29 protein-coding genes and 1 riboswitch are annotated in these 24,097 nt (G+C 30.6%); of the genes, 11 read left to right on the top strand and 18 right to left on the bottom strand.

The window, feature by feature from the left end:
- Positions 1–109: 109 nt before the first annotated feature.
- From B2S02_RS08610 to B2S02_RS08650, 9 genes are all read right to left on the bottom strand, one after another.
- Positions 110–1,123 carry a sensor histidine kinase gene (locus B2S02_RS08610; protein ID WP_346920560.1) on the bottom strand — a complete coding sequence of 338 codons (1,014 nt, stop codon included), beginning with the start codon at positions 1,121–1,123 and terminating at the stop codon, positions 110–112.
- Position 1,124: 1 nt separating this feature from the next.
- A complete protein-coding gene (locus tag B2S02_RS08615) occupies positions 1,125–1,796 on the bottom strand; it encodes a response regulator transcription factor (protein ID WP_346920561.1) in 672 nt (223 codons plus the stop codon).
- A gap of 33 nt (positions 1,797–1,829) precedes the next feature.
- Positions 1,830–2,303, bottom strand: coding sequence for a methylated-DNA--[protein]-cysteine S-methyltransferase (locus B2S02_RS08620; RefSeq protein WP_346920562.1), 474 nt, complete (start codon positions 2,301–2,303; stop codon positions 1,830–1,832).
- Between the two features lie 33 nt (positions 2,304–2,336).
- Positions 2,337–2,933, bottom strand: a complete 597-nt coding sequence (locus B2S02_RS08625; protein WP_346920563.1) for a bifunctional transcriptional activator/DNA repair enzyme AdaA — start codon at positions 2,931–2,933, stop codon at positions 2,337–2,339.
- Positions 2,927–3,055 (bottom strand): CGGC domain-containing protein, encoded by a 129-nt coding sequence (locus B2S02_RS08630; RefSeq protein ID WP_346847146.1) that lies wholly within the window; start codon positions 3,053–3,055, stop codon positions 2,927–2,929. The genes B2S02_RS08625 and B2S02_RS08630 overlap by 7 nt, the downstream gene beginning before the upstream one ends.
- Before the next feature lie 547 nt (positions 3,056–3,602).
- Positions 3,603–4,322, bottom strand: coding sequence for an MBL fold metallo-hydrolase (locus B2S02_RS08635; RefSeq protein ID WP_346877673.1), 720 nt, complete (start codon positions 4,320–4,322; stop codon positions 3,603–3,605).
- 129 nt (positions 4,323–4,451) lie between these two features.
- The gene (locus B2S02_RS08640; protein WP_346847144.1) at positions 4,452–4,730 is read right to left on the bottom strand and encodes a CD3324 family protein; all 279 of its coding nucleotides are present in this window, start codon (positions 4,728–4,730) and stop codon (positions 4,452–4,454) included.
- Between the two features lie 318 nt (positions 4,731–5,048).
- Entirely contained in the window at positions 5,049–6,089 is a 1,041-nt protein-coding gene (gene tsaD, locus B2S02_RS08645; protein ID WP_346870760.1) for a tRNA (adenosine(37)-N6)-threonylcarbamoyltransferase complex transferase subunit TsaD, read from the bottom strand.
- Positions 6,090–6,273: 184 nt separating this feature from the next.
- Entirely contained in the window at positions 6,274–7,140 is an 867-nt protein-coding gene (locus B2S02_RS08650; protein ID WP_346920564.1) for a LysR family transcriptional regulator, read from the bottom strand.
- A gap of 129 nt (positions 7,141–7,269) precedes the next feature.
- On the opposite strand from B2S02_RS08650, the gene B2S02_RS08655 reads away from it, so the two are divergent.
- From B2S02_RS08655 to B2S02_RS08665, 3 genes are all read left to right on the top strand, one after another.
- Positions 7,270–7,833 (top strand): chromate transporter, encoded by a 564-nt coding sequence (locus B2S02_RS08655; protein ID WP_346847141.1) that lies wholly within the window; start codon positions 7,270–7,272, stop codon positions 7,831–7,833.
- A gap of 11 nt (positions 7,834–7,844) precedes the next feature.
- Positions 7,845–8,411, top strand: a complete 567-nt coding sequence (locus B2S02_RS08660) for a chromate transporter (RefSeq protein ID WP_346879399.1) — start codon at positions 7,845–7,847, stop codon at positions 8,409–8,411.
- A gap of 124 nt (positions 8,412–8,535) precedes the next feature.
- Positions 8,536–9,204: a RusA family crossover junction endodeoxyribonuclease gene (locus B2S02_RS08665; protein WP_035130962.1), complete on the top strand. Its 669-nt coding sequence runs from the start codon at positions 8,536–8,538 to the stop codon at positions 9,202–9,204.
- Between the two features lie 109 nt (positions 9,205–9,313).
- Here B2S02_RS08665 and B2S02_RS08670 read toward each other — a convergent pair whose 3' ends face one another.
- The 4 genes from B2S02_RS08670 to B2S02_RS08685 all read right to left on the bottom strand — a co-directional run bounded on the left by B2S02_RS08670 (position 9,314) and on the right by B2S02_RS08685 (position 12,102).
- Positions 9,314–10,237 (bottom strand): hypothetical protein, encoded by a 924-nt coding sequence (locus tag B2S02_RS08670; protein WP_346847139.1) that lies wholly within the window; start codon positions 10,235–10,237, stop codon positions 9,314–9,316.
- A 98-nt stretch (positions 10,238–10,335) separates the two neighbouring features.
- The gene (locus B2S02_RS08675) at positions 10,336–10,632 is read right to left on the bottom strand and encodes a hypothetical protein (RefSeq protein WP_346920565.1); all 297 of its coding nucleotides are present in this window, start codon (positions 10,630–10,632) and stop codon (positions 10,336–10,338) included.
- Positions 10,633–10,634: 2 nt separating this feature from the next.
- Positions 10,635–10,934 (bottom strand): DUF2089 family protein, encoded by a 300-nt coding sequence (locus B2S02_RS08680; protein ID WP_346847137.1) that lies wholly within the window; start codon positions 10,932–10,934, stop codon positions 10,635–10,637.
- A 325-nt stretch (positions 10,935–11,259) separates the two neighbouring features.
- Positions 11,260–12,102 carry a class I SAM-dependent methyltransferase gene (locus B2S02_RS08685; RefSeq protein WP_346847136.1) on the bottom strand — a complete coding sequence of 281 codons (843 nt, stop codon included), beginning with the start codon at positions 12,100–12,102 and terminating at the stop codon, positions 11,260–11,262.
- Between the two features lie 281 nt (positions 12,103–12,383).
- Here B2S02_RS08685 and B2S02_RS08690 point away from each other — a divergent pair, with 281 nt between their 5' ends.
- Positions 12,384–12,653: a hypothetical protein gene (locus tag B2S02_RS08690; RefSeq protein ID WP_035130968.1), complete on the top strand. Its 270-nt coding sequence runs from the start codon at positions 12,384–12,386 to the stop codon at positions 12,651–12,653.
- A 152-nt stretch (positions 12,654–12,805) separates the two neighbouring features.
- On the opposite strand, the gene B2S02_RS08695 is transcribed toward B2S02_RS08690, so the two are convergent.
- The gene (locus B2S02_RS08695; RefSeq protein ID WP_346847135.1) at positions 12,806–13,021 is read right to left on the bottom strand and encodes a heavy metal-associated domain-containing protein; all 216 of its coding nucleotides are present in this window, start codon (positions 13,019–13,021) and stop codon (positions 12,806–12,808) included.
- Between the two features lie 253 nt (positions 13,022–13,274).
- Between B2S02_RS08695 and B2S02_RS08700 the strand changes: the two genes are divergently transcribed.
- From B2S02_RS08700 to B2S02_RS08720, 5 genes are all read left to right on the top strand, one after another.
- The gene (locus B2S02_RS08700) at positions 13,275–14,297 is read left to right on the top strand and encodes a branched-chain amino acid aminotransferase (protein ID WP_346878407.1); all 1,023 of its coding nucleotides are present in this window, start codon (positions 13,275–13,277) and stop codon (positions 14,295–14,297) included.
- A 158-nt stretch (positions 14,298–14,455) separates the two neighbouring features.
- Complete coding sequence (locus tag B2S02_RS08705; protein WP_346877667.1) at positions 14,456–14,689, top strand: BhlA/UviB family holin-like peptide; 234 nt, start codon at positions 14,456–14,458, stop codon at positions 14,687–14,689.
- Positions 14,690–14,959: 270 nt separating this feature from the next.
- The gene (locus B2S02_RS08710) at positions 14,960–16,102 is read left to right on the top strand and encodes an ABC transporter substrate-binding protein (protein ID WP_346877666.1); all 1,143 of its coding nucleotides are present in this window, start codon (positions 14,960–14,962) and stop codon (positions 16,100–16,102) included.
- 67 nt (positions 16,103–16,169) lie between these two features.
- Positions 16,170–17,003: an ABC transporter permease gene (locus tag B2S02_RS08715; protein ID WP_346877665.1), complete on the top strand. Its 834-nt coding sequence runs from the start codon at positions 16,170–16,172 to the stop codon at positions 17,001–17,003.
- 10 nt (positions 17,004–17,013) lie between these two features.
- Positions 17,014–17,766 carry an ABC transporter ATP-binding protein gene (locus tag B2S02_RS08720; protein WP_346877664.1) on the top strand — a complete coding sequence of 251 codons (753 nt, stop codon included), beginning with the start codon at positions 17,014–17,016 and terminating at the stop codon, positions 17,764–17,766.
- 155 nt (positions 17,767–17,921) lie between these two features.
- Here B2S02_RS08720 and B2S02_RS08725 read toward each other — a convergent pair whose 3' ends face one another.
- Entirely contained in the window at positions 17,922–18,071 is a 150-nt protein-coding gene (locus B2S02_RS08725; RefSeq protein ID WP_346920676.1) for a DUF4351 domain-containing protein, read from the bottom strand.
- A 131-nt stretch (positions 18,072–18,202) separates the two neighbouring features.
- On the opposite strand from B2S02_RS08725, the gene B2S02_RS08730 reads away from it, so the two are divergent.
- Positions 18,203–18,472 carry a hypothetical protein gene (locus tag B2S02_RS08730; protein ID WP_346920566.1) on the top strand — a complete coding sequence of 90 codons (270 nt, stop codon included), beginning with the start codon at positions 18,203–18,205 and terminating at the stop codon, positions 18,470–18,472.
- Positions 18,473–18,639: 167 nt separating this feature from the next.
- Here B2S02_RS08730 and B2S02_RS08735 read toward each other — a convergent pair whose 3' ends face one another.
- Entirely contained in the window at positions 18,640–19,254 is a 615-nt protein-coding gene (locus tag B2S02_RS08735) for a hypothetical protein (protein WP_346920567.1), read from the bottom strand.
- Positions 19,255–19,482: 228 nt separating this feature from the next.
- A complete protein-coding gene (locus tag B2S02_RS08740) occupies positions 19,483–21,117 on the bottom strand; it encodes a hypothetical protein (protein ID WP_346920568.1) in 1,635 nt (544 codons plus the stop codon).
- A 423-nt stretch (positions 21,118–21,540) separates the two neighbouring features.
- On the opposite strand from B2S02_RS08740, the gene B2S02_RS08745 reads away from it, so the two are divergent.
- Entirely contained in the window at positions 21,541–22,839 is a 1,299-nt protein-coding gene (locus B2S02_RS08745) for an IS110 family transposase (protein ID WP_346920569.1), read from the top strand.
- A 258-nt stretch (positions 22,840–23,097) separates the two neighbouring features.
- A riboswitch (cyclic di-GMP riboswitch) is annotated at positions 23,098–23,184 on the bottom strand.
- A gap of 208 nt (positions 23,185–23,392) precedes the next feature.
- Here B2S02_RS08745 and B2S02_RS08750 read toward each other — a convergent pair.
- On the bottom strand, positions 23,393–24,055 hold the full coding sequence (locus B2S02_RS08750) for a LemA family protein (RefSeq protein ID WP_346920570.1): 663 nt from the start codon (positions 24,053–24,055) through the stop codon (positions 23,393–23,395).
- Positions 24,056–24,097: the final 42 nt, after the last annotated feature.

Here is a 24,097-nt window from a genome sequence, read left to right on the forward strand (position 1 = left end):
TCCTAACTTCTTATCATGTTCAGTATAACAAAAGGAAGAAATGTATGCCTTAACTTTGGCTTACATTTCTTCCTTTAACCTTACACAGTTGTAAGGCTGCATCAAAATCTTATTCTATTTGCACTTCAATTGTTGCCAGATTGATCATTACTTTTGTCCCTTCATCAACCCTGGAGTCTATAGCTATGCTGTGAGATAGCTTACTTAAAATCTGCTTACATAAATATAATCCAAGTCCTGTAGACTTTTTATCCCATCGACCATTATAGCCTGTAAAACCTCTTTCACATATACGATTTATGTCTTCTTCCCTTATGCCAATACCCGTATCTTCTATTACAAGAGTCTTTTCACTGTAATTATCCATGTATATTGAAATAGTTCCCACTTTAGTATACTTCAATGCGTTTGATAGAATCTGCTCAATGACAAATACCAGCCACTTTTCATCCGTTAAAACCTCACAGCTTAATTCTTTAAAATCTAACTTAATTTTCTTTCTTACAAACATCCTTGCATATTTTCGTACTGCCTGCTTTACTATATCATCGAGACTGTATTTTTTTAACACAAGGTCAGAAGACATGCTCTCAAGTCTTAGATACTGCAGCACAAACTCTACATACTGCTCAATCTTAAAAAGCTCCATAGAAAGCTCTGAGTTTAGCTCACTTTCCGACCACTGAAGAATTAGACCCATCGCTGAAATAGGTATCTTAATTTGATGTGCCCATAAAGTATAGTAGTCTATTAAATTACTTCGACTCATATCTGCACTATGAGCAATCTGAATATTATTGCTATAGAGGGTAGTAAGCAGACCCTTATAGTCCTTTTCAATTATATCTTTAGGCTCAGGGAGTTTGTCAAAGCTTAAGGTAATGTTGCTTTTTAAATCTTGAAGCAATTTATGTCTATTATATAACCTTATAAAATCTATTATAAGGAATATAATACCTATGCATGCACATAGTACACTAGCATAAACTACTGGCTCTACAGGAAGATTATATAAAGAAAATACAAGTGCAAAGGTGATACAAAACAAACCTAATAGAATAATTCCTTTAACACGCATTTTAAAATAGGAAATCACAAACTTAAAAACCTCTGTTTTCTTCATATCATTCCACCATATACCCTATACCTTTTTTGGTCGTAATAAAATCAGACAGTCCTACCTCCTGCAGCTTTTTGCGAAGTCTTGTTATATTAACGGTTAAGGTATTGTCATCGATATAGCTGTCAGTTTCCCAAAGCCTTGTCATAATGGTATCCCTGGACACAGCCTTGCCTTTATTTTCGAGAAGAATCTGCAGTATCTTGTTTTCATTCTTTGAAAGCTCAATTTTTCTGTCGTGATAATTTAAGGTAGCATCACTTATATTAAGTATTGAACCTTTATGCTCAAGCAAGTTAGTCTGTCCTGTAAAATCATAGGTTCGACGTAATAAAGCCTGTACCTTTGCAGTCAGCACGTTAAGGTCAAAAGGTTTTGCAATAAAATCGTCTCCCCCCATATTCATGGCCATAACTATGTTCATACTATCTGAGGCTGATGAAATAAAAATAATAGGAACCTTAGAAATCTTTCTAATCTCACTACACCAATGGTAGCCATTAAAAAATGGCAAGGTAATATCTAAAAGAACAAGCTGCGGACTATAGGAAACAAATGCAGCAAGTACATCCTTAAAATCAGTCACACATTCTGCCTCAAATCCCCAAGACCTTATGTGGTTCTTCACTGTTTTAGCAATTATCAAATCATCTTCTACTATTAGAATTTTATACATTTATTGCTCACCTTACTTTTCTTTCTAATATTTCTAAATCGATAGTATATTCTTCTCATGGTTTAAAAGCCATTGCTTTCTATCTATGCCACCAGCATATCCAGTTAAACTTCCATTAGTTCCAATAACCCTATGACAAGGTACTATTATCCATATTTTATTTCTACTATTTGCACTTCCCACTGCCCTAACACTTTTTTCATTTCCTACCCTAATCGCTAAGTTCTTATAGGACAAGGTTTCTCCATAAGAAATCTTCAATAGTTCATTCCATACATTCTTTTGAAAATCAGTCCCATTTAATGAAACCTTTAAATCGAATACTTTTCTACTTCCATTAAAGTATTCATTTAATTGAGCAATAGTATTTTCTAATATTTCATTTCCTTTATTCATCAAGGACTTTTCTTGCTCCACAAACATAACTGATAGTATTGAATCTTCAGAGCAAATTATTTCTAATATTCCAATAGGCGAATTATAATAACCATAATATTTTTTAATCATACAAACACCTCCTAATAAAATTTTTATCATCTGTTATACTTTTATCTCATTTATACTATTTCTTTTTCTATACTCCTTAGGAGCAATACCTGCATTTTGTTTAAAACATTTATAAAAATTAGAAAGACTTTTAAATCCTACATCGTATGCAATCTCTAAAATAGTATCATTACTTTTACTTAGAAGCTGCATCGCTTTATTTATTCTTATTTGTGATACATATTCGTTAGGTGTTAGTCCTGTATATTCTTTAAATAATCTTGTTAAATGACTAATACTAACACCAAATTCCTTTGAAATAAACCTGAATTTAATTGGTTTATTATAATTCTGGATTAACTTTTCCTTTACTTTTTCAATTAATTCTCTATTCGGTTCAAAATTATGTTCCTTTATATCAGGTCTGCATAATTTACATTGTCTGAAACCTGCTTTGATAGCATCATCTACACTATTAAAAAACAGTATATTCTCTTTCAATGGTGTCTTAGCTTTACATGAAGGTCTGCAACAAATACCTGTTGTTTTCACAGCATAGTAAAATAACCCATCATAATACTTATTACAACTTATTACTGCATTCCATTTCTCATCTTCAGATATTACTATGTTTCCTTGTATAACTACCATCTCCTAAAAGCATTTACATAATTCTCAAAAGCTGCTACTCTTTCATTAAAGGCTTTAAAACACCCGCAGCTAGTACATTCCTTACTTTCGTTATAGCAATTAGTAATACCAATTTTACTCATAATTATAATTCCACTCCTCGTAAAAGTTTATTTTATATTTTGATTCTAGCATTACTAAAAGTATAACTCTTCCTGTATTTTGCTATCTAATTTTAAGTGTTTTCACTAAGGTATTTCAGGTACTCGAAAGAGTCTACGTCATTTATGGTACGGCTTCCGTATCACAAGCAAATGTAGTTTTTACATTCTATTCTTGTATATATTCTACATAGCGGAAGCTCACTATTCACATACGTTCATAGGAGTAAGTGATTCACACCAAATCATAGATTACAATTCTTTACTTAGCGTGTGGTATTGGATATGTTCGATACTTTGATAAAGTGTATATCAGTTATTTATGTAATTAGATTATTCTAAAACATAATCTTTTTATACATCATATAAGAATTAAGATTAGATTCCTTGGTCTTTATATAGAAGTTAAAAGCAAAAAAAGTGCTCTATCCTCGCAAGATTAGCACTTTTTTAAGATTCATAGTTTATATATAAATTTTATCCAATATCCCTAAAACAAAATAAACCTTCTAATCTTTATTTTTTAATATTAAATGTTTTTAAGTGTTTTTGTTATCTCATTTTCATATATTCCACCATGATAACATATTATTCTATCAATATCATAATCTAAAAACTTTTTAATAGACCTTTTAGCCTCTTCTATGTCTAAAGTATACTGAGGTAGTGCAATATCTAAATTTCCATTTTCTACAACCAAAGCATCTCCAGTTATTAATGATTTACTTTCTTTGTGATAAATAGATATGTGACCTGGCATATGTCCAGGTGTAGCTATTATTTCAATTCCTCCACAAAACTCTAAATAATCTTTATCTTTTAATGTTACATCTACATTACAACTTTCTACTGTTTCAAGGATTTTATGAAAATAATTAGCTTGCTCTTTTTCCTTTTCTGTTAAAGAATCATATATACTTTCAGCTTGTTGTAGTCTTAACGATTTTTTACTAGCATTAATATATGGTGCATCTTCTTCAGATGCCAATATCTGTATACTAGGATATTGTCTCTTAAATTCTGCTAACGCTCCCATATGGTCAAAATCATGATGAGTTATAATTATTTTAGATAAATTTTTTATATTAACTCCATTATTTATTGCAACATCCTCTATCAATCTGAGAAAATCAGGATATCCACAATCTATTAATACCATCTCATTTTCATCTTCTAACATTACAGGGTAAATAGTATCGTTTTTGTCACCAAATTTGAAAGACACTTCTAATATATTTATCTTACTCATGTTAATCACTCCTAATAATAATCTAGTCACTTAAATAGTATCATGTATTTAAAACATGTAGTTAGTCTATAAATATTTATGTATTATTTATTCCCACATACTAACCATAAGCATACATGCTCTCATGCTTTATTTATAATACATTTTATATTCCCTAATAATTTTCCTAATACTATTTTGAGTAAGATAATATTTATTTGCTAATTCCTTAACTGAACTTCCATTATTAAATGAATTGTAAATTTGTGTATTTCTTTCTATTAGTTCATTTTTAAACCCACTATTCTCTCCCCAACTTTTTCTATTTTCATTTTTTCTAGGTATATATAAATAACTTCCATCAACATACTGTTGAATTATCTTAATAATTTCCTTAGGTAATATCTTTTGTGCATTTTTATACTTCATAATCTTTGCTCCTATTTAATATTTATATTTTTAAAAATATTAAAGCAAAAACTGCACAAAACTATTTTGATTAAATCTCTCTTTTAAAACAGCTCCTAACAAAATATGTTCTGTGTTATTACAGTCTTTGCTTGGAGCTTAATGCAATAACTAGTTTTTGTGTCAAGTTTTTCATCTCTTTTCTCCTAACTATTGATTTATATATTTACTAAATTTTAAACTCTAAATACTAATTATTCATTAGTTTCTATTTAGTAAAAACCTCACTTACTTACGATACGGTTCAACATTTGAAATCCTAAATTTAAATCTTTATGCCTATCTTTGTCCTAACTTCAAATTTGGTACTGCATTTAGTGTTAAATCTGCAATTCTACCAGCTTTATACTCATAATAAGCAGCACTTCCAATCATAGCTGCATTATCTGTACATAAAATTGGAGCTGGGAATAAAACTTTTATCCCTTCCTTTTCTCCTCTTTCCATAAGCTTTGCTCTAAGATAAGAATTAGATGCAACTCCTCCAGATATAGCTATTTTATCTACTTGTTTCTCTTTGCAAGCCTTCATAGCATTATCTACTAATACATCTACCACAGCCTTTTGGAAGGAAGCAGCTACATCAGCTTGATTATAGCTCTCACCCTTCATTTGAAGAGAGTTTAAGTAGTTAAGTACTGCTGATTTAACTCCACTAAAGGAGAAATCTAGTGTCTTATCATGGAAATTTGCCCTTGGAAACTTAATAGCGTCCTCATTTCCCTCTTTAGCAATCTTATCAATTTTAGGTCCACCAGGATATCCAAGTCCAATAGCTCTAGCCACTTTATCATAGGCTTCCCCTGCTGCATCATCTCTAGTTTCTCCTAGAACTTCAAAGCTGCCATAATCCTTCATATGAACAATAAAGGTATGTCCTCCTGATACTACTAAAGTAATAAAAGGTGGTTTTAGATCCTTATGCTCAATAAAATTAGCACTTATATGACCTTCAATATGATTTACTCCTATAAGGGGAATATTTAATCCATAAGCCAAAGCCTTAGCATATTGAAGCCCCACAAGTAAAGCTCCCACAAGCCCTGGCCCATAGGTAACGCCCACGGCATCTATATCTTGAAAAGTCAGATTTGCTTCTCTAAGTGCTTCTTCCACCACAGCACTAATAGCCTCTATATGCATTCTTGAAGCTACCTCTGGCACAACTCCACCAAATTTTTTGTGTATATCAATTTGAGAAGCTATAACATTAGATAAAACTTCTCTTCCATTCACTACTACTGAAGCTGCTGTTTCATCACAACTTGACTCTATAGCAAGTATTTTAAAATTTTCTTTTACTTCATTTGCTTCTTTCATATTTTTCACCTACTTTTAAATAATTTACACACTATGAAAGTTTATATTAAAAGTTTACCCTTAAGGTACTAACTTAAACTTATCCACATGCTAAAATAATATATCCACACATTTATACAATTATATCAACAAATGTGATTACTTCATACATTTTATCATTTTTTAAAGAGTAATTACACATGTTTTACTTAATTCTTATACAACAATCAATGAACCACTGCATTGGTTTGGATAGATACTTGTCTCGATGATAACAAATTGAGTTATAATTGAAAAGCCTAATATCCTTAATTGATAATTTTGCTATATCTCCTTCTTTAACTTGCTGCATAACCAGCAAATCTGGAATAACACTTATTCCAAAATCATACTTTACAGCTTGAATAAGTGCTTGTGAATTTACACTTGTCATCATAGGATCCACATAAATATGCTTAAGTAATAAAGCACTATCAAGGGTATCTCTTATTGCAGATCCCTTTTCCCTAAGTAGTAGTGGTTGTGCAGCAAACTCTTCCGCCGCGATTTCTAACCTTCCACTTTTAGCAAAATCATGATTAGAGGAACATATCACTGACATTTCATAAGAAGAAACCTCATGACTAATCAATTGTTTATTATGAATAGCTCCCTCCATTAGTGCAATATCTATTTCATTACTTAATAATTTTTCTTCAATATTAGTAGCACTATCCACTTGAATCTTTAATGGTGTTCTTCCATACTTTCGCCTCCACTCTTTAATCCATTCCTGAAGCCAGAAATTAGCTATAGTAATACTAGATCCAATTCGAATAGTTACTAATTCCTCTTGATATTTAAAACCATTCTCTAACTCCTCATGAAGTTCAATTATTCGCACCACTTTATGTAGTAGTATTTCACCAGTTCCTGTAAGATGAATTTTTCTCCCAATTCGTTCAAAAAGTTTTCCACCTATCTCCGCTTCTAAATCACTTATAACATGTGAAATCGCTGGTTGAGTCATATATAATTTTTTTGCTGTCTTCGTAAAGCTCAACTCTTCACATACCTCTTTAAAAATATACATCTGCCTCAAGTTCATTATAAATCTCACTCCTTTACATTACTTTTTAGTAATGTATTTCATAAAATATTATCATTTTATTTATCTATGTACAAGTAATATAATTGTATAACTTAGAGAAAGGAGGGTTCCATGAATTATTTAAATAAGAATTCAAAATATAAAACTTGCCTTTGGCTTTTTGGAGTTAACTTCTTCATTAGTGCCTTTACCTTTGGAGGAGGTTATGTAGTAATTCCTATGATTCGTAAATACTTTGTCGAGAAAAAACAATACTTTGGTGAGGAAGAGTTACTAGATATGGCAGCAATAGCTCAGTCTTCTCCTGGAGCCATAGCTGTAAATCTATCAGTATTATCTGGATATCGCATAGCTGGCTTTTTAGGTGCTGTTATCAGCTGTATTTCTGCTGTACTTCCTCCACTTATAATACTATCTTTAATTTCTACCTGCTATAGCTTTTTCCGTGATAATGCCACTATTTCATCTATATTAAAGGGAATGGAAGCGGGAGTTGCCGCTTTGATTGTAGATTTAGTAGTAACCATGATTCAGACTGTTACAAAAGAAAAAAATGCTTTACTCTCTTTAATGATTCCTGTAGTTTTCATAGCTAGTTTTATTTTTAATATAAACGTTATGATTATTCTAGTAAGTTGCATTATCCTTTGTCTCATTTTTAAAAACAAATTTTAGGAGGAAGGTTTATGTATAACTATATTTTTAAACTTTTTCTTAGCTTTTTACAAATAGGCTTCTTTAGTATAGGCGGTGGATATGCAACTATTCCCTTAATCCAAGCGCAAGTAGTAGAGAAACATGCCTGGCTTACTATGCAAGAGTTCACGGATATTATTACTATATCTCAAATGACTCCTGGTCCCTTAGCCATTAATACTTCCACCTTTGTAGGAATTCAAATTAATGGGATTTTTGGTGCCCTTGTAGCTACCTTTGGATGTATTATTTCAGGCTTTTTCATCTCACTTTTTTTGTATAATTTTTTTCAAAATCATACTAAATCAAAAAATATTTCAAATATTTTAAAAGGACTTCGTTCAGCTTCCATAGGACTTATTGCTTCTTCTGCTGGTACTATACTAATGCTTTCCTTCCTAGGAACTTCAACATGGAATTTGGTAGAAATGAGTCTTCAAATAAAATCTATAATTATTTTTGTAGTCTGCCTCTTTCTACTTAGAAAAACTAAAGTAAATCCAATGGAAGCGATGATACTCTCAGGTATTGCAGGAATACTATTTAAAATTATATAAAATAATCTGACCTTTACCTAAAGTATTATTATTTCGTTCAAACATAAGTTCCTGTGTTATAATATACTTACTAAAGTTATTTATTTAAACAATTAATCACACAATCATAGAAAGAGGAATTAAAATGAAAGATATTAACTATGCTAAAGTTGTGGTAAAGGGATCACCAATTTCTAAATCTAACTTTAAACTTTTCAATAGCAGTAACAGAGCTATTTTACCATATAACTCTGGAAAATATCATGATAGATATGCACTATACGAGGAAGAAATAGCCTACGAATGTAGGGTTCAAAATCCAAGTGTAACCTTAACAGAGGCACTTATAGCTGTCCTTAAGGTTTATTATAAAAGTGAAAAACGTCATCCAGACACAAATAACATAACAAAAAGTATTTTAGATGGTGTTGAAAAAAGTGGCCTTATAATAAATGATGCCCAAGTAAGAAGACTTATTATAGAAGAATTTTACGATAAAGAAAATCCAAGATTTGAACTTGAACTCTTTGGGGAAAGTTCCTATGCCATGGATTATAAAATAGTTAAGCTAGAAGAAAAACAGCCCATAATAAATTATGAACCTCCTAGTAACAAAAAAAATAAAACCTTAGATAGCTATAGTGCCTCAGGTTTATGCAAAGAGTTTTCCCCTGGAGATAACAATCTATCTTCCAGTAAAGGCTCTAAACAAATCTGTGAACTTTGTCTAAAGGAAGTTTCCAAAGATAATATCATGTCCTGCAATAAAGGGAAAACTCTAATATGTAAAAGTTGCTTTAAAAAACTATTCTAAAAAACACAAGGAATTTAAAGTAATAAATTTATTTAAACAAAGGTTGAGCATGTCCTTATAATTATTAAGTACATGCTCAACCTTTTATAACTTACAAAAGCCATAAATTTTAAATTGTTCTTCCATTAATGAGAACTACTCGTTTAGAGAACATGCCATGAACAACTTTAGCCTCTTCTCCTCGAGAGATAAAAGGATAATTATAAGTTCTATAGGCAATTTCTCTTTTATTTTTAAAGTCAGTAACATATACAGTCCAATACTGGCTTCCATTTCTGCTCTCCTGTGATTCTGTCACCCCAGTGCATACACCTATTAAAGATGTATATAATCCTAAGATATACTCTATAAGAGAAAAGATTTCTCTAAGAACAATTATAAAAAATATAACCTCAAATATATCCGATATTTTACTTTCTATTAGGGTATATGTAAATATAACCATAACAACAATATTATATAATCCAAGACTCCTTTTATTAAATGGCACCCTTTCAAAAGGCATAAACCAAGGTTTAAATCTCCAAAATATACTACTACCTTCCACGGGATAGTCCGTACCGTTTACTGCTGCTCGCCACTTCATTTGATGGTCATTCAACCCTAAGACTATAATTTTCTCTGTAATAAATATTAGGTTCACATAAATTCCTAGCATTATAAAAGCGGCAACAATAAAATATGACTTCTTTATTATAAGTGCAGAAAAAAGAATATATAAAATGAAGAAAATAGTACCTGATTTCATTAATTTCATTTTAGATCTCATCTCATCCTTAGCCTCTTGAGATAAATCCTTAGCTCTATTTATTGCACTTGCAATAGCAGTAGCCACAAAAGGCAAAGTGAAAAATTCAACATAATTTTTTATATTTATTTCTTCGATTATACTAATTTCATATCCTAAATCTTGAATCATATTAACATCATACCCAAAATGCCGAAGTACAAGTACTATATTAATTACAATGCTTATTAACAACATACATACTGAAAAATTTCTTACGGACTTCAAACCACGTTGATCTAACATTACTTTTACTCCCTTACTATATTTATAACTATCTAAATTATATATTTTTTTCTACAATATGTAAATAACCATAGGGTTATACCCCTGGTTTAATATAATTAATTTATATCTTGAGCTTTCATTTTATCCAGTTCAGCTTCTTTTTCTTTTTTGTATCTCTTACGTCCATATTCCCATTCTGCCAAAAACATATTAGTTAATATGAGAAATGGAAATAAATTTCTAAAGCTAAGTATTAGTTTTGTAAATCTAAACACACATATTGCAAAAATCACTGATATTAAAGGTATAATCCCTCCTAATAAACAGTTCTTTTGTTTACCAAGAAAATATTCAACTCCTAAGAGTGCACCTGCAACTACAAATGCAATAATAATAGTACTTATATCTGACATGGTTATTCTCCTTTCAAACATTTCTTATACTTGTCAATAATTAACTTTGCAGTTTCCAAATCAAGCTTAGAATCCACTGCCAATCCTTTAATAAATATTTGGAATGGCTCTTCTTCTTTCTTATCATTTAGTTCAATTTTTTGAATCAGTTTATCCAATCTCAATCTCACAGTAGGATAAGATACTTCATACATTTTTGCAATATCTTTTAAAGATCCAGATTTCAGCACAAAATTTTTCAAAAAACCTGCATCTTCTTGCTCTAAAGCAAGTATCCATTGTGGTATTTTATCAATATCCATTTTAACCTTCCTTTCATATTATGTTTAATAATATTAATTATAACCTAAATAATATTAAAATCAATAAGCAACATAATATAAATTTAATTAATTTTCTTTACTCAAAAATATATAACAAATAAGAGGTTGAGTGAAAACTCAACCTCTTATAATATTCTATTCCATTTTTCCTGCAAAAGATCTAGTTTCTATCAAAAGCCAACCCAACGCAGCTCCTAATCCTATAGGAAAACCTCTAAGTAAATCTTTCTTCAAAGGCCTAAAAAAATAATCAAGACCATAAAGTACTTATAATAATTTCCTTGGGATCTGACCCCATTACATTTTATTCCATCTTAACACCTCTAGCTAATAAAAACTCTCCGTTATCAGCTAAAGTTCTCTTACAATAAGACTTAAGTTCCATTTCAAGTAAAGTCTCCCAAGCTATCTTATCCTTCTCAATGTCATTTACAGCTTTCCTAAACCCACTAGATATACAAGGACTTCCGCCTAGGGTTATATTCTCTAATCCACAAGTTGATAGCAAAGCCTCTAACTCTTCTGCTTCAAAGAAATGTCTTTCAGGATGAGACACTAACTCATGTTTTGGTAAATTACCAGTTTCCACAACTTCAGGTATATACCAATAATTAGGTTTTCCAAAGAAGGATACATAATCAAAATCTTCCCTACCTAATTGTGTTCTTATCACTCCCCATTTACTATTTACACTAACTAGAACTTGTCCACCTGGTTTCGTAACTCTAACCAGCTCCCTAACAGCCTTTTCCACATTCCCTAAAAGATAATTAAGAGGCGCTCCATAACAAATCACCATATCAAAGGTATTATCTTCAAGCATTGATAAATCCGCTAAATCTCCATTTATAATCCCATCTATATAAGCCATCAAATTATTTTCCTTTAATTTATCTTCGGCAATTCTTAACTGCTCTGTAGATATATCAAATAAAGTAACCCTATTTTTTAGTTTAGCTAATTCTATACTAAATCTCCCTGCTCCACAGCCAGCATCTAAAACCTTTTTGCCTTCTCCTATATAGTCCTTAAGAAAATCCATGTGAAGATAATAATTAATCCTATCATAAGGTGTAAGCTCTAACCTCTGCCATTCTCTCTCACCATAGTTGTTATAAAAACTTTTAATTTCATTTGGATTGTACATTAATATCCCTCCATGTCTTCTTAAAATAATACTGATATATTATTCTTCAATATATACCATAATACCTTTTTATTTACATTGTAATTTTTGTAATGGGGTCAGACCCCCTTACATTTTATTCCTGGGGGTCTGACCCCATAACATTTTATTCCAGAGATTTTACCCACTCTAAAGAATGTTCCCTTGATTAAATTCATTGATAAAGCAAGTCATTATAGGAAATACTAATTACGATTTACAATACAATAGACTTTTTAATAAAATAATGGAGGAAAAAACCTATGGAAAACCTTGAAAGAGCAATTGACAGAATAAAAATACTTGAATGCCCTACTGGAGACTTAGAAAATCGAGTTGCAGATATTCTTGAGGATTATAAGGTTGCGGATAAAAATAAAATAACTATAAATAGAGCCGAACAATTAGATGTAAATGGTGCTGAAGCTTATAGTGCTAAAATTTCAAGCAATTCGCCACAGTCTATCACTATACTAGCAAAGTCAGGTATGGATGATTATGTAGCTAAAGTAATTGATGTGTCTATAGGTTAAGTTGCAGTAATACGTAAAGCCTGTTAAAACTTTCTTTTAAATTAAGATACCTTATATTAACTTATTAAGACTATGCTAAATAAAAAATGCTTTTGCTAAACTTTAAGCAAAAGCATTTTTAAAGGTAAAAGGTATTCCATTACTTTTTTAAGCTAATCCTGCTCTATTTTTTCTACTATATAACCTGCATCTTCAATGGCACACTTCATTTCTTTATCATTAACAGAATCTGTTCCATCAACCACTACTATTTGAGATTTTAGGTGTACATCCACATTATCAATCCCATGAACTCCTTGTAATGCTGTTTTAACATTGGTAACACACTTTCCACAAGTCATACCTTCAACGGTTAATCTTTTTTTCATTTCTAATTTCTCCTTTCATTAATATACATATAGTATTAATATAATCATGAAAAATTATTGATAAAATATTTAAAAGTGTTAGTATAGTATTATAGGCACATAATTCTAAATTTTTTAAACATATAAAAGTATACGATTTCATTTACATAGTTCAATTTGCAAGTATACGATTTCATTGAAAATTAAGGATTATGTTAACTACACATTAAAAAATCAAATAAAAAAGTTAATTTTATTAGGGGGAGATTTGGTAATGGAAAAAGAATTCAATTGGAAAGAATTAGGGTTTGATTACCTAAAGGCAGATTTTAATTTTATTTCTCATTATAAAGATGGACAATGGGATGAAGGAAACTTAGTTGAAGATGATAAAATAACAATTAGCCAAGGTTCAACATGCTTGCATTATGGACAACAATGTTTTGAAGGTTTAAAAGCATATACTCATAAAGATGGAAAAGTATGCTTATTCAGACCTGATCAAAATGCTAAAAGATTAAATGAAAGCTGTAGAAGAGTTTTAATGCCAGAAGTACCAGTAGAATTCTTCTTAGATGCTTGCAGAAGAATTGTTAAAGCAAATAAAAGACTTATCCCACCATATGGAAGTGGAGCAACACTATATCTTAGACCTTACGTAATAGGCGTAGGTGACAATGTAGGTGTTCGTCCAGCTAGGGAATATATATTTGGAATCTTTGTTACACCAGTTGGACCATACTTCAAAGGTGGAATGGCTCCAGTTAACTTCATAACTTCTGACTTTGACAGAGCTGCTCCTATGGGAACTGGTGCTGCTAAAGTTGGTGGTAACTATGCTGGAAGCTTATTACCTCATGCAGAAGCTGTTAAAGCAGGCTTTGCTGATTGTATCTATTTAGATCCAGCAACTCATACAAAAATAGAAGAAGTAGGTGCTGCAAACTTCTTTGGAATAACTAAAGATGGTACCTTTGTTACACCTAAATCTCCATCTATATTACCAAGTATAACTAAGAGATCTCTATTATACTTAGCTGAGCATAACTTAGGTATGAAGGTAGAAGAAAGAGACGTATTAATAGATAACTTAGGTGAATTTGCAGAAGCTGGAGCTTGCGGTACTGCAGCTGTAATCACTCCAATCGGAGCAATCCAACATAAAGAAAACAAACACGTTTTCCATAGCGAAACAGAAGTTGGCCCAGTAACTAGAAAACTTTATGAAACTTTACTAGGAATTCAAGCTGGCGATATAGAAGCACCAGAAGGTTGGATATTCAACGTAGAAATTTAATATAATATTTAAGGCTCATCATAAAAGATTATGGTGAGCCTTTCTTTAGCTGATTGCATTAATAAACACATCTGCATATATAGTAATAAGGGATATTTTAAGCATGAGTAAAAGTTTAATAATATCTTGATTAAAGTTAAGGGGGGATACTAAAGCAAATGGAAGCTGAAATATTAAAAATGGCTCTATCGCAAGGTATATGGGCAGTTCTCAGCATATTTCTATTGTTTTATATATTAAAAGCTCAAGAAAAAAGAGATGAAAAGCAAGAAGAAAGAGAAAAGAACTACCAAGAGATAATATCGAAAATAACCGATAAGTTAATGATAATAGAAGAAGTAAAAAAAGATGTTGAAGATATAAAAAAATATATTATAACCAATAATAAGTAATAAATAAAATGTAAGCCAATGACGTTAATGATGTCATTGGCTTATTTTTTATTGTTCTTACTATTGATTAATTTTATATTTGTTGCTGAATTCATATAAGTAATTAGTAATGTTAATTAAATAATAGTGTTTAAATATACATACTACAGATTCACCTATTATAAAAACAAATACATAAAGATTTTATTATCTAAAAACTTAATTGGACTTAAATGCTATATATTTATATAATTCTACTTGTTTGTAAATATTTATTTTTAGGAGGATATTATGAAAAAATTACTAATTTTATTATTAGCATTATCAATCCTTGTTTTTGCTTTTGGATGTGATTCAAAGAAAGCATCAAAGAACACAAGCTCACCAGCCTCTACTGAAGAAGCTTCTAAATCCGATGAAAAGGTACCAGAGCTTACTATGAGCTGGGGAAACGAATTACATACAGGTATAATGAATGTTGCTACAAAAAAACCTGAGCTATTTAAAGAAACTGGAGTATATTTCAATCCACTTTCTAAGGATAAATTTGAATTATTAGAAAATGGTAAGAAAATAGCTATCTTAAATTTTGTTCCTAGTAAAGGTGGATCTGAAACTGCTAATCTTATGAGTCAAGGGCATGTGGATTATGGATTTGGATCAAATACAGCTTTCCTTACTGCTGTAGACAATGGAGCTAAATTAAAAATTGCAGCACCTTTCCAAAGTGATGGAATTGCCTTAGTATTTCCACCAAACACTAATTTAAAGAATTGGGATGATATAAAAAAACACATATTAGATTTAAAACAACCACTTAAACTTGGCTATCATTCACCAGTAAGTGGACCTAGAATAGTAATTGAATCAGTTTTAAAAGCCCAAGGGTTAAAGGTAACTGAAAATCCAAGTGATACTTCAGCAAATGTTCTTTTAGTTGATCTTAAAGGTTCAAACAATCTATTGCCATCTTTAACTAGCAAGCAAGTTGATGCTTGGGTAGGGCCATCACACCATCCTGAAGCTGCAGAAGAAAAAGGTTTAGGTGAAATAGCATTAAATCTGAAGGACTTCCCAGAAAACGGTCAATGGAATGACTTCCCATGTTGTGTATTTGCTGCTACAGATAAAGCTATCAATGATTATCCTGAGGTAACTAAAGCTTTTACAAAGCTTGTAGCTGCAAACGCAAAATATTGTACTGAACACCATGGAGAAGTGTCAAAGATTATGGCAGAAGTTATTGGTGTATCAGAAGAAACCATTAATAAATGTGAGATAAAATACTTCACAGCTCCATCAGAAAATTGGTATAAGGGTATAGAAATATATGTGGAAAAACTTAATGAGATGGATAAATTTAATGGACAACTAAAGGGATTAGATTTTGAAAAAGTCAAGAAACTAGTTTTTGATTTTAGATTTTTAGAATAGAATTATCATTATGGAAAAGCTTCCTAATTTATGCTAGGAAGCTTTTTTATAGAGGGAGGTTAAAGGTTTGAAACATCTAAAAAAAATATTGTGGAAGTTATTAGTGCCTATTCTATTTATACTATTATGGCATATACTCTCCTTTAGGATTAATAATGCTGTAATTTTGCCAAGAATAGTATCAGTTTTAGATAACTTTGCTCATGCCACAAACGATTTTATCGGCCTTGGATCAATACCTGTAAATGTCTTAGTTAGTTTAACTCGAGTACTTCTTGGATATATTGTAGGTGTATTTATTGCCATTCCATTAGGTCTGTTAATGGGATATAAGGCAAGGGTATATAATTTATTTAATAATTTTATTAATATATTTAGACCTATACCACCACTGGCATGGGTACCCTTAGTTTTGGCGTGGTTTGGTGTAGCAAGTTTTTCAACAGTTTTTAAAATAGAGGGCGGAGAACTCCAAGCCTTTTTAAATAACTTTAAGTTCTCAATGATGTTTATTATCGGCTTAGGTACCTTCTTCCCTGTACTTACAAATACTATATTTGCTGTTAGAACTGTTCCCAAAACGCTAGTAGAATCTGCAAAGGTTCTTGGAGCTTCAGAAAGGGATATATTCTTTAAAATTCTCCTACCAGCCTCTGCCCCAACTATTATAACAGGACTTAGGACAGGCCTCGGAATTGCTTGGTCCTGCCTAGTATCTGCAGAAATGCTTCCAGGTAGCTTATCAGGTGTTGGTTATTTAATAACCCATGCTTATGAACTCGGCAGAACTGACTTGGTTATCACAGGAATGATTTGTATTGGTGCTGTAGGAGCAAGCCTTGATGGAATTTATAGAATCGTAGAAAAGAAATACTTTTCCTGGCAAAGTAAAGTAAGATAGGGGTGATAGTATGGAAAATTATATTGAAATATCAAATCTTAGCAGAACATTTATTACAGGGGGTTCACTAGAGGTACATGCTTTAAAAGATATAAACCTATCAGTCCAAGAAAATGATTTTATATCTATTGTAGGCCCCTCTGGATGTGGAAAGTCAACCCTACTTAGAATTATATCCAGTTTAGAAAAAGCAACAAAGGGAAATGTATTTTTCAAGGGCAAAGAGATTACTAAGCCATCCTTTGAGATTGGTATGGTTTTTCAACATTATTCTCTACTCCAGTGGAAAAACGTTATAAATAATATTGCTCTAGGTGCTGAGTTTAAAAAAGCACCTAAAAAACAGAGACTAGAAGAAGCAAGAAAATATTTGAAGTTAATAAATATGGAAGAATTCGAAAATGCATATCCTTATGAGCTTTCCGGTGGAATGCAGCAAAGAGTTGCAATAGCAAGAGCCTTGGCTAATAATCCTGAAGTTCTTTTAATGGATGAACCTTTCGGAGCACTTGATGCCTATACTCGTATAATATTACAAAGAGAGCTTTTGAATATTTGGGAGAAAAATAAGAAAACAATTCTATTCGTAACCCACTCAGTAGATGAAGCTGTTTATCTATCTGATAAAATTGTAGTAATGGGCAAAAACCCTGGAAATATTAGAAGCATTATTGATGTTAATATGGATAGACCTAGAGATAGAGGAAATGTGGAATATGCTCATATAACTGCAAAAATACTGAAAATGCTTGAGGAAGAGTAAATAAGACATAAAATATCATCAAATTTTCTATGGACCTACAAAAAGCTGTCACGTTAGCATATTTATCTTATGTTAATGGGACAGCCCCTTTTTTTAGACAAAAAACTATTGCAATAATTTTTAGTGCGATAACCTCATTAGCTTTTGATTATTTACTAAAAATACTTCTCTACATCTCTAATGTCTTCTAAGTCAAATATATCGGTAGCTATTACATCTATAGTGTCCTCTGGTAATTTTCTTATTTTTTCTTTATATTCCTCTGATACAGACTTGAACTTTTTAATGAGTATCTTAACTCTAATCCTTTAACTATTTAATATATCCAATAACCAATTATACCTTCCCTTCAAAATTATTACTTATTAGTATATACTTTATATATAATTAGAAATAATCCTAAAAACTTCAAAGAATATAAAACTCAGGAGGCACAATGAAAAAATTTAAGACATTACTAACTACTATATCTTTTATGTCACTTTTTTATTTATTTTACATGGTTTATTATACCCCTAATAAAAATGATATTACCTTTAGGATAGTATCTATATTCTGTTTAATCTCAGCTACTACACTTGGATTTTTAGATGGCTTAGATTATATTTATAAGAAAAATTCTAAAAAGATAGGATATACAATTTGTATACTTACTACTATCATAACCCTTGCCTTTATATTTTTTATATATAAAGTTACTATGTAAACTATAATATATCACTAATCTTATTAAAAATGGTGAGCATGTACTTTAATATAAGTGCATACTCACCATTTATTTAAGTTATTTTACTTTAAGAAAACCCCTATTATTTTTATTTCATCAATAGCTATTCTTTATATATGAATATAACTCCCCTTTAAATTTATAACCTATTCTCCACCCTTACCTAGCGCTGAAGAATCCCCGCTCTCAATGACTTCTCCTGTAGCTTTATCTTTAAAGTTCACTATGGTTTTTGCTGTATCAAAGGATTTTCCATTCATAGCTTGATACATATTTCCAGACATATAAAATCCTACTGCTACAAAAGGTTGAAGTCCACCATAGGATGCTTTATCAACCATAATATCAAATTGTGTCAAATCATCATTATATTTTATCTCTGCAAAAGAAGGATAATTTTCTTTATCAGCTAAAGTCTCCTTAATACTGTCTTCTACTGCCTGTTTCATACTTGCTAATAACTCTTTGTGAGTTTTCTTATCCATAATGTAGGTTACAGAACCGTCTCCATTGACTTTGACTTCATGTACCCCTTTTGCTTTTGCTTCTGTCTCTATAGTAGTCTTATCACTTCCGTCAAAAAATGCTGCAGGCAATGTTACTTCTACATCAAATAAATTTTTTTGTGAAGACATCTCTCCCCCGTTACTTTCTGTTTTCTTTTCTGCCTTATCTCCATGGTCTGAGTCCTTTACACCACAGCCTACCATTGTAATTGCCATTGTAGTTACAAGTAGTAATGCTAAAATTCTCTTCTTCATAGATTTTTACCCCCATATTTAGCTAATTATAGCCTTGTTTTTATGTTCTTTAACATAATTTTTATGATAATTATGTTAAAACATTATAATTTTTATATTATACTTAAAATATTATCATAAATAGCATTAAATATCATCAATTTTGCTTAAAAGGATAAATTCATTGCATGAAAGTAAAAATAAATAATTAAAGCTCTGAGAATTTCATATTCTCAGAGCCTTCACTACTTATTTTTTATTCTTCTTTACCCAAAATCCTACAGAACTAATAATTAATATAACACCTAATGTTATAAAGATTACATTAGTAAAGTTTTTTGTTGAGTCTTTCTTAGTAACTGTTTTATTTTCTTCAACTATAGCATTTTTGCTAGTATTAGTATCAACTGCCTCAGCTTTAGTATCCTCTTTCTTCTCTTCTGTTTTAGTCGTAGGCAAAATCTCTTTTTTATCACTGACAGCTGCAGTTACTTTATCCAAACCTAAAGTCTCTTGTACCCTATTAGTATCACTACTTAAATTAGTATTACTATTGATATAAGAATCAGTACCCTTACTTGCATTATCCCTATTATTTAAATCAACATTATTATCCTTAACTTCATTGGTATTATCACTTACACTAGTATTAGTATTACTTACGCTAGTATTAGCATTATTACTTGAATTAGTATTACCATTTTTATCAGTACTATTACTATTTGTATCAGTATTACTATTGGTATCTGTATTGCTATTATCCCTTGGTTCTTCATTTGAATCTCCTATAGATATTGGTGTATATCCTACCCCTACCATACCATATGCAACAAGATGCTTATCATCATAAACATCAATACCTTTCATATGTTCCTTAACAATATATTTCTTTACTAACTTATCATTCTCTAACTTAGAGATGACACCGTTGTCATTTGTCCATAAATTTCTATTGGAATCGAATGTTACTCCAATAGTCTCATCTTCAAAGCTATACTCACTCTCTAACTCAAGTATATCATTATTTATTTTATATTTCCTAACATTAAATTTTCCTTGTTTATATCCACTTTCTGTTTTTATAAATTCTCTAGTGCCTACAAATAATGTATTATCTACTCCAGGTGTTACAGATTCTATTAAACTATTAGTATCTATTGAATATTCTTTAATATTATTATCTTTTGATATCTTACAAATTTTATTATCTTTACCATATTTGAAGGATTTGCTAAACCACAAACCTTGATCTGGTCCCTTAACAAGTTGTCCATAAGTATCATAGGTTGAATCACTGTCCTGTAACCTTAAGACTTCATGTGAAAATCCTTTATCATTGTATATTATATATTTCGTATTATAATCTATAATTCTTCCTGTTGAACTATATATTGGTATATTGCTTTTTATTGCTTCAAACCAAAATACTCCATTTGAATCTATTGTGTAATCTGTTATGTATGCTTTTCCATCTCCATAAGTTAGAACATCCTTTACAAACTCCATTTTATATGTATTTAGGTCTACCTTATATATAGATTTCTTTTTATCTTGTGTTGAAACTACATAAGCATTCTCATTATATATTCCAATTAACTCTAAATATCTTATAAGATCAAAGTCTTCAGATATTATATGTTTTTTCCCATTTTCTTCAACAAAAAATTTAATATTGTTATCAAAAATAACCGCATTATTAACAATAGTCTTATCTTTATATTGATATGCAAATCCTACAGTCTCTTTTCTTACCTCCATGAATTCTTGTACCGATGAATTATCCTCTTCTACTGCTTTGACTTCCCTTGATAAATTCGCTGCATACATGAATTGAACTAAAAGTAAAACTAAAATAATCTTACTAAATGTTTTTATTTTTTTCATCCATTACTCCCCTCGTATAATATAGCTATAACATTTGATAGAAAACATCATATCTTACTAGCGAACATTTAAACTATATTATTTAAATTTATTCATATTATTAATTCCCCTAGAGCACTTAGAATCTTCTTAATAATGTTTTCTATCTAAATACCTAAAAGGAAACTTAACCTATTTTTAAAATCATTGTATAATATCTCCTGAATAGAAGTTATATGGATCCCCCCTGGGAATCTCGTAGAGATAATACCCGTAAAAAAGCGTATCAATCCATCAGTGAGAATTCTATGGTTTAGCTGGTTGGGTTTCCCGCAGGGACTAATCCTCGGGAATTACCTGTGTCACAAACGAGGTTGTAGACTCACTGATAGAGTGGATATTCTATTCTATCTCTAAATAACTAAAAGTAAGGAGATATTGATTATGTCAAAATATTTTTATAATCCTGTTGTTGGTATTGATGTATCAGCAGATTTTTCAATAGTAGCAATACTAGCACCTAACGGTGATTTACACAGAAAGCCTTTTAAATTTGCACACGATGTGGATGGTTTTAACCACTTATTGAGAGAAATAGAAAAAGTGGAAAAAGATTTTAACATGAAAACCGGCATTTTCATGGAGTCCACTGGCGTGTACCACTTATCTCTTTTCCACTTTCTACAAAACCATAATTTAGAGGAGTACGTTATAAACCCTCTAGTTACTAATTGTAACAAAAATAGTGATATTAGAAAAGTGAAAAATGGTAAGAAAGATGCTATTTCTATTGCTAAAATAGGTAAATTTCAAAATATAAAAGCTTACACCTTTCTTGATATCAACATTTTTGCTTTAAAGTGTTTATGCCGTGATTACTACAAATATGTTGATACAAGATCTATTTATAAGAAAAAGCTGTCTAGTGATCTTAGATTGTTCTTTCATGGATATCAATCGGTTTTTTCCGATACAACTGGAGCGACCTCTATTAATATTCTAAAACAATATACAAGTCCAGAGGCTATTATAAATGCTCCTAAGGAAGATGTTATGACTATTTTAAGAACAATCTCTAAAAAGAACTTAGTCTGGTGTAATAATACCTATGAAAAGTTACTTAAAATGGCTCATAATGCTAAGCAAATCGGTATACCTGCCTTAAGCTTTGAAAGAAAAATTTTAAGTACTATTTCAATCATTGAGAACTTTGATAAGGAAATAAATCTACTAATTAATGATATAAGAATAGAAGTTTCTAGCGAAAGACTATCCTCTTATTTTAAGAAAAATGTAGATTTGCTACTTTCCATACCAGGAATAGGTTTCTTAACAGCTGTAACTCTATTAACTGAAATCGGAGATTTTCAAGGATTTCTGAAACCTAAGCATTTAGTTGCTTTCTTTGGTATAGATCCATCAGTTAACGAATCTGGCAAATTCAAAAGCGATAAGAATAAAATATCTAAGCGTAGTACCCGAATTGGGCGTAGAGCCTTATACGCTGTCGCTTTAGCCTCCATTAGGACAAGCAGCAATGGTAAAGCAATCAATCCAATCTTACTAGAATACTATAAAACTAACCTATCCGGTAAGAAAAAGAAAGTTGCTCTTGTTGCAGTTATGCATAAGCTTATAAACTATATATTTGCAGTTCTACGTAACCAAAAAGAATATGAGCAGCGTTTGCCTAAAGTCCATCAAAAGATGTACCTAGAAAATGCGAATAAAGTAGCAGCCTAACCGGCTGAAAACTGTTTCCAGTTTTTGTATTATTCGGCTTTTGGACAATACTTTTTGTCATACACTTTTTTAAACTAAAAACTTTTTTTAAAGAACTATTGACTATTACTAGCTGGTCTTTTCATTAATAAAAATAGTCAAAAAATATCTATAGACATTAATTTTGAAACTGTACTATACACCTCCAAACATATCCATAGATATAAGTTGCATTTATTAATGTAGTGAGTTTATTTAACAAAAACAAAAATATATACTCTAGGCGACTTTGCTGTCATAGTTTAGTAAAACCTTAGGCCCATAGCTTTGCGTCTCTACCTTTCGATAGATTTACCTTTATCTATGGCATAAAATATTTTTAAAAAATTTTGGTCACTATGTTAAATATTATAAAAATGTTATAATTTTGTCAAGTAATTGTGAACATTTTATTTAGAATTTAGACTCTTTTTTATATAGTTTTAAAGTTGATCACAAAAAATATAGGCAGCATTTGCCACCTATAATATTTAATATGATACTAATATATACATAAAGTTATTTTACTAATCACTTATACATCTATATCATCAATGTCATCATCTACATAAAATTTCAGTGGTTTCAGCTTCCATAATCCAGATAAAATAGTTGACGGAAAGCTTGCAATGCCAACATTATAATAAGATACATATTCATTATAACGTACTTTAGAGTTCATTATAATATTTTGTGATTCTTCTAGCTGGTTTAATATCTTTGAAATATGATTGTCAGATTTTAAATCTGGATAACTTTCTACAGTTACCTTTAAATCCTTCAAGGAAATTACTGACCCATTGTTATCTTTCTCTTCACTATATCCTTCTTGTAGCTTTCCACTTCTTAAAGAAGTTACTGATTTTTGAATATCACTTTCATGTTGAAAAAACTTGAATACAATTTCTTCAGCTTTAGATAATAGTTTTCTTTCCCGTTCTTTATATACACTAATATTACTTTTCAAAGAAGCAGATGTTAACTCTAATTTTTTTAAATAATTAAACTCTGATACCAATTCAAAAATTATCATTGTTAATAATGAACATGCCCAAGCCAATTTTCCCTGAAAATCTGTTAATGGTTCTACTCCTTCTCCACTGGCAAAAATAAATAAAAAGACAAACCATCCGAGTACCAATCCTATAATAAAGGTTGAAAACTTCTTCAAGTATGTTCTTTCTTTAATTTTCTTCATCCTTAATAAATCCCCCTGTCTATATAAAATCATGTATTTTTT

Source organism: Clostridium sp. UBA7339, from assembly GCF_002470865.1.
Taxonomy (GTDB): Bacteria; Bacillota; Clostridia; order Clostridiales; family Clostridiaceae; genus Clostridium_J; species Clostridium_J sulfidigenes.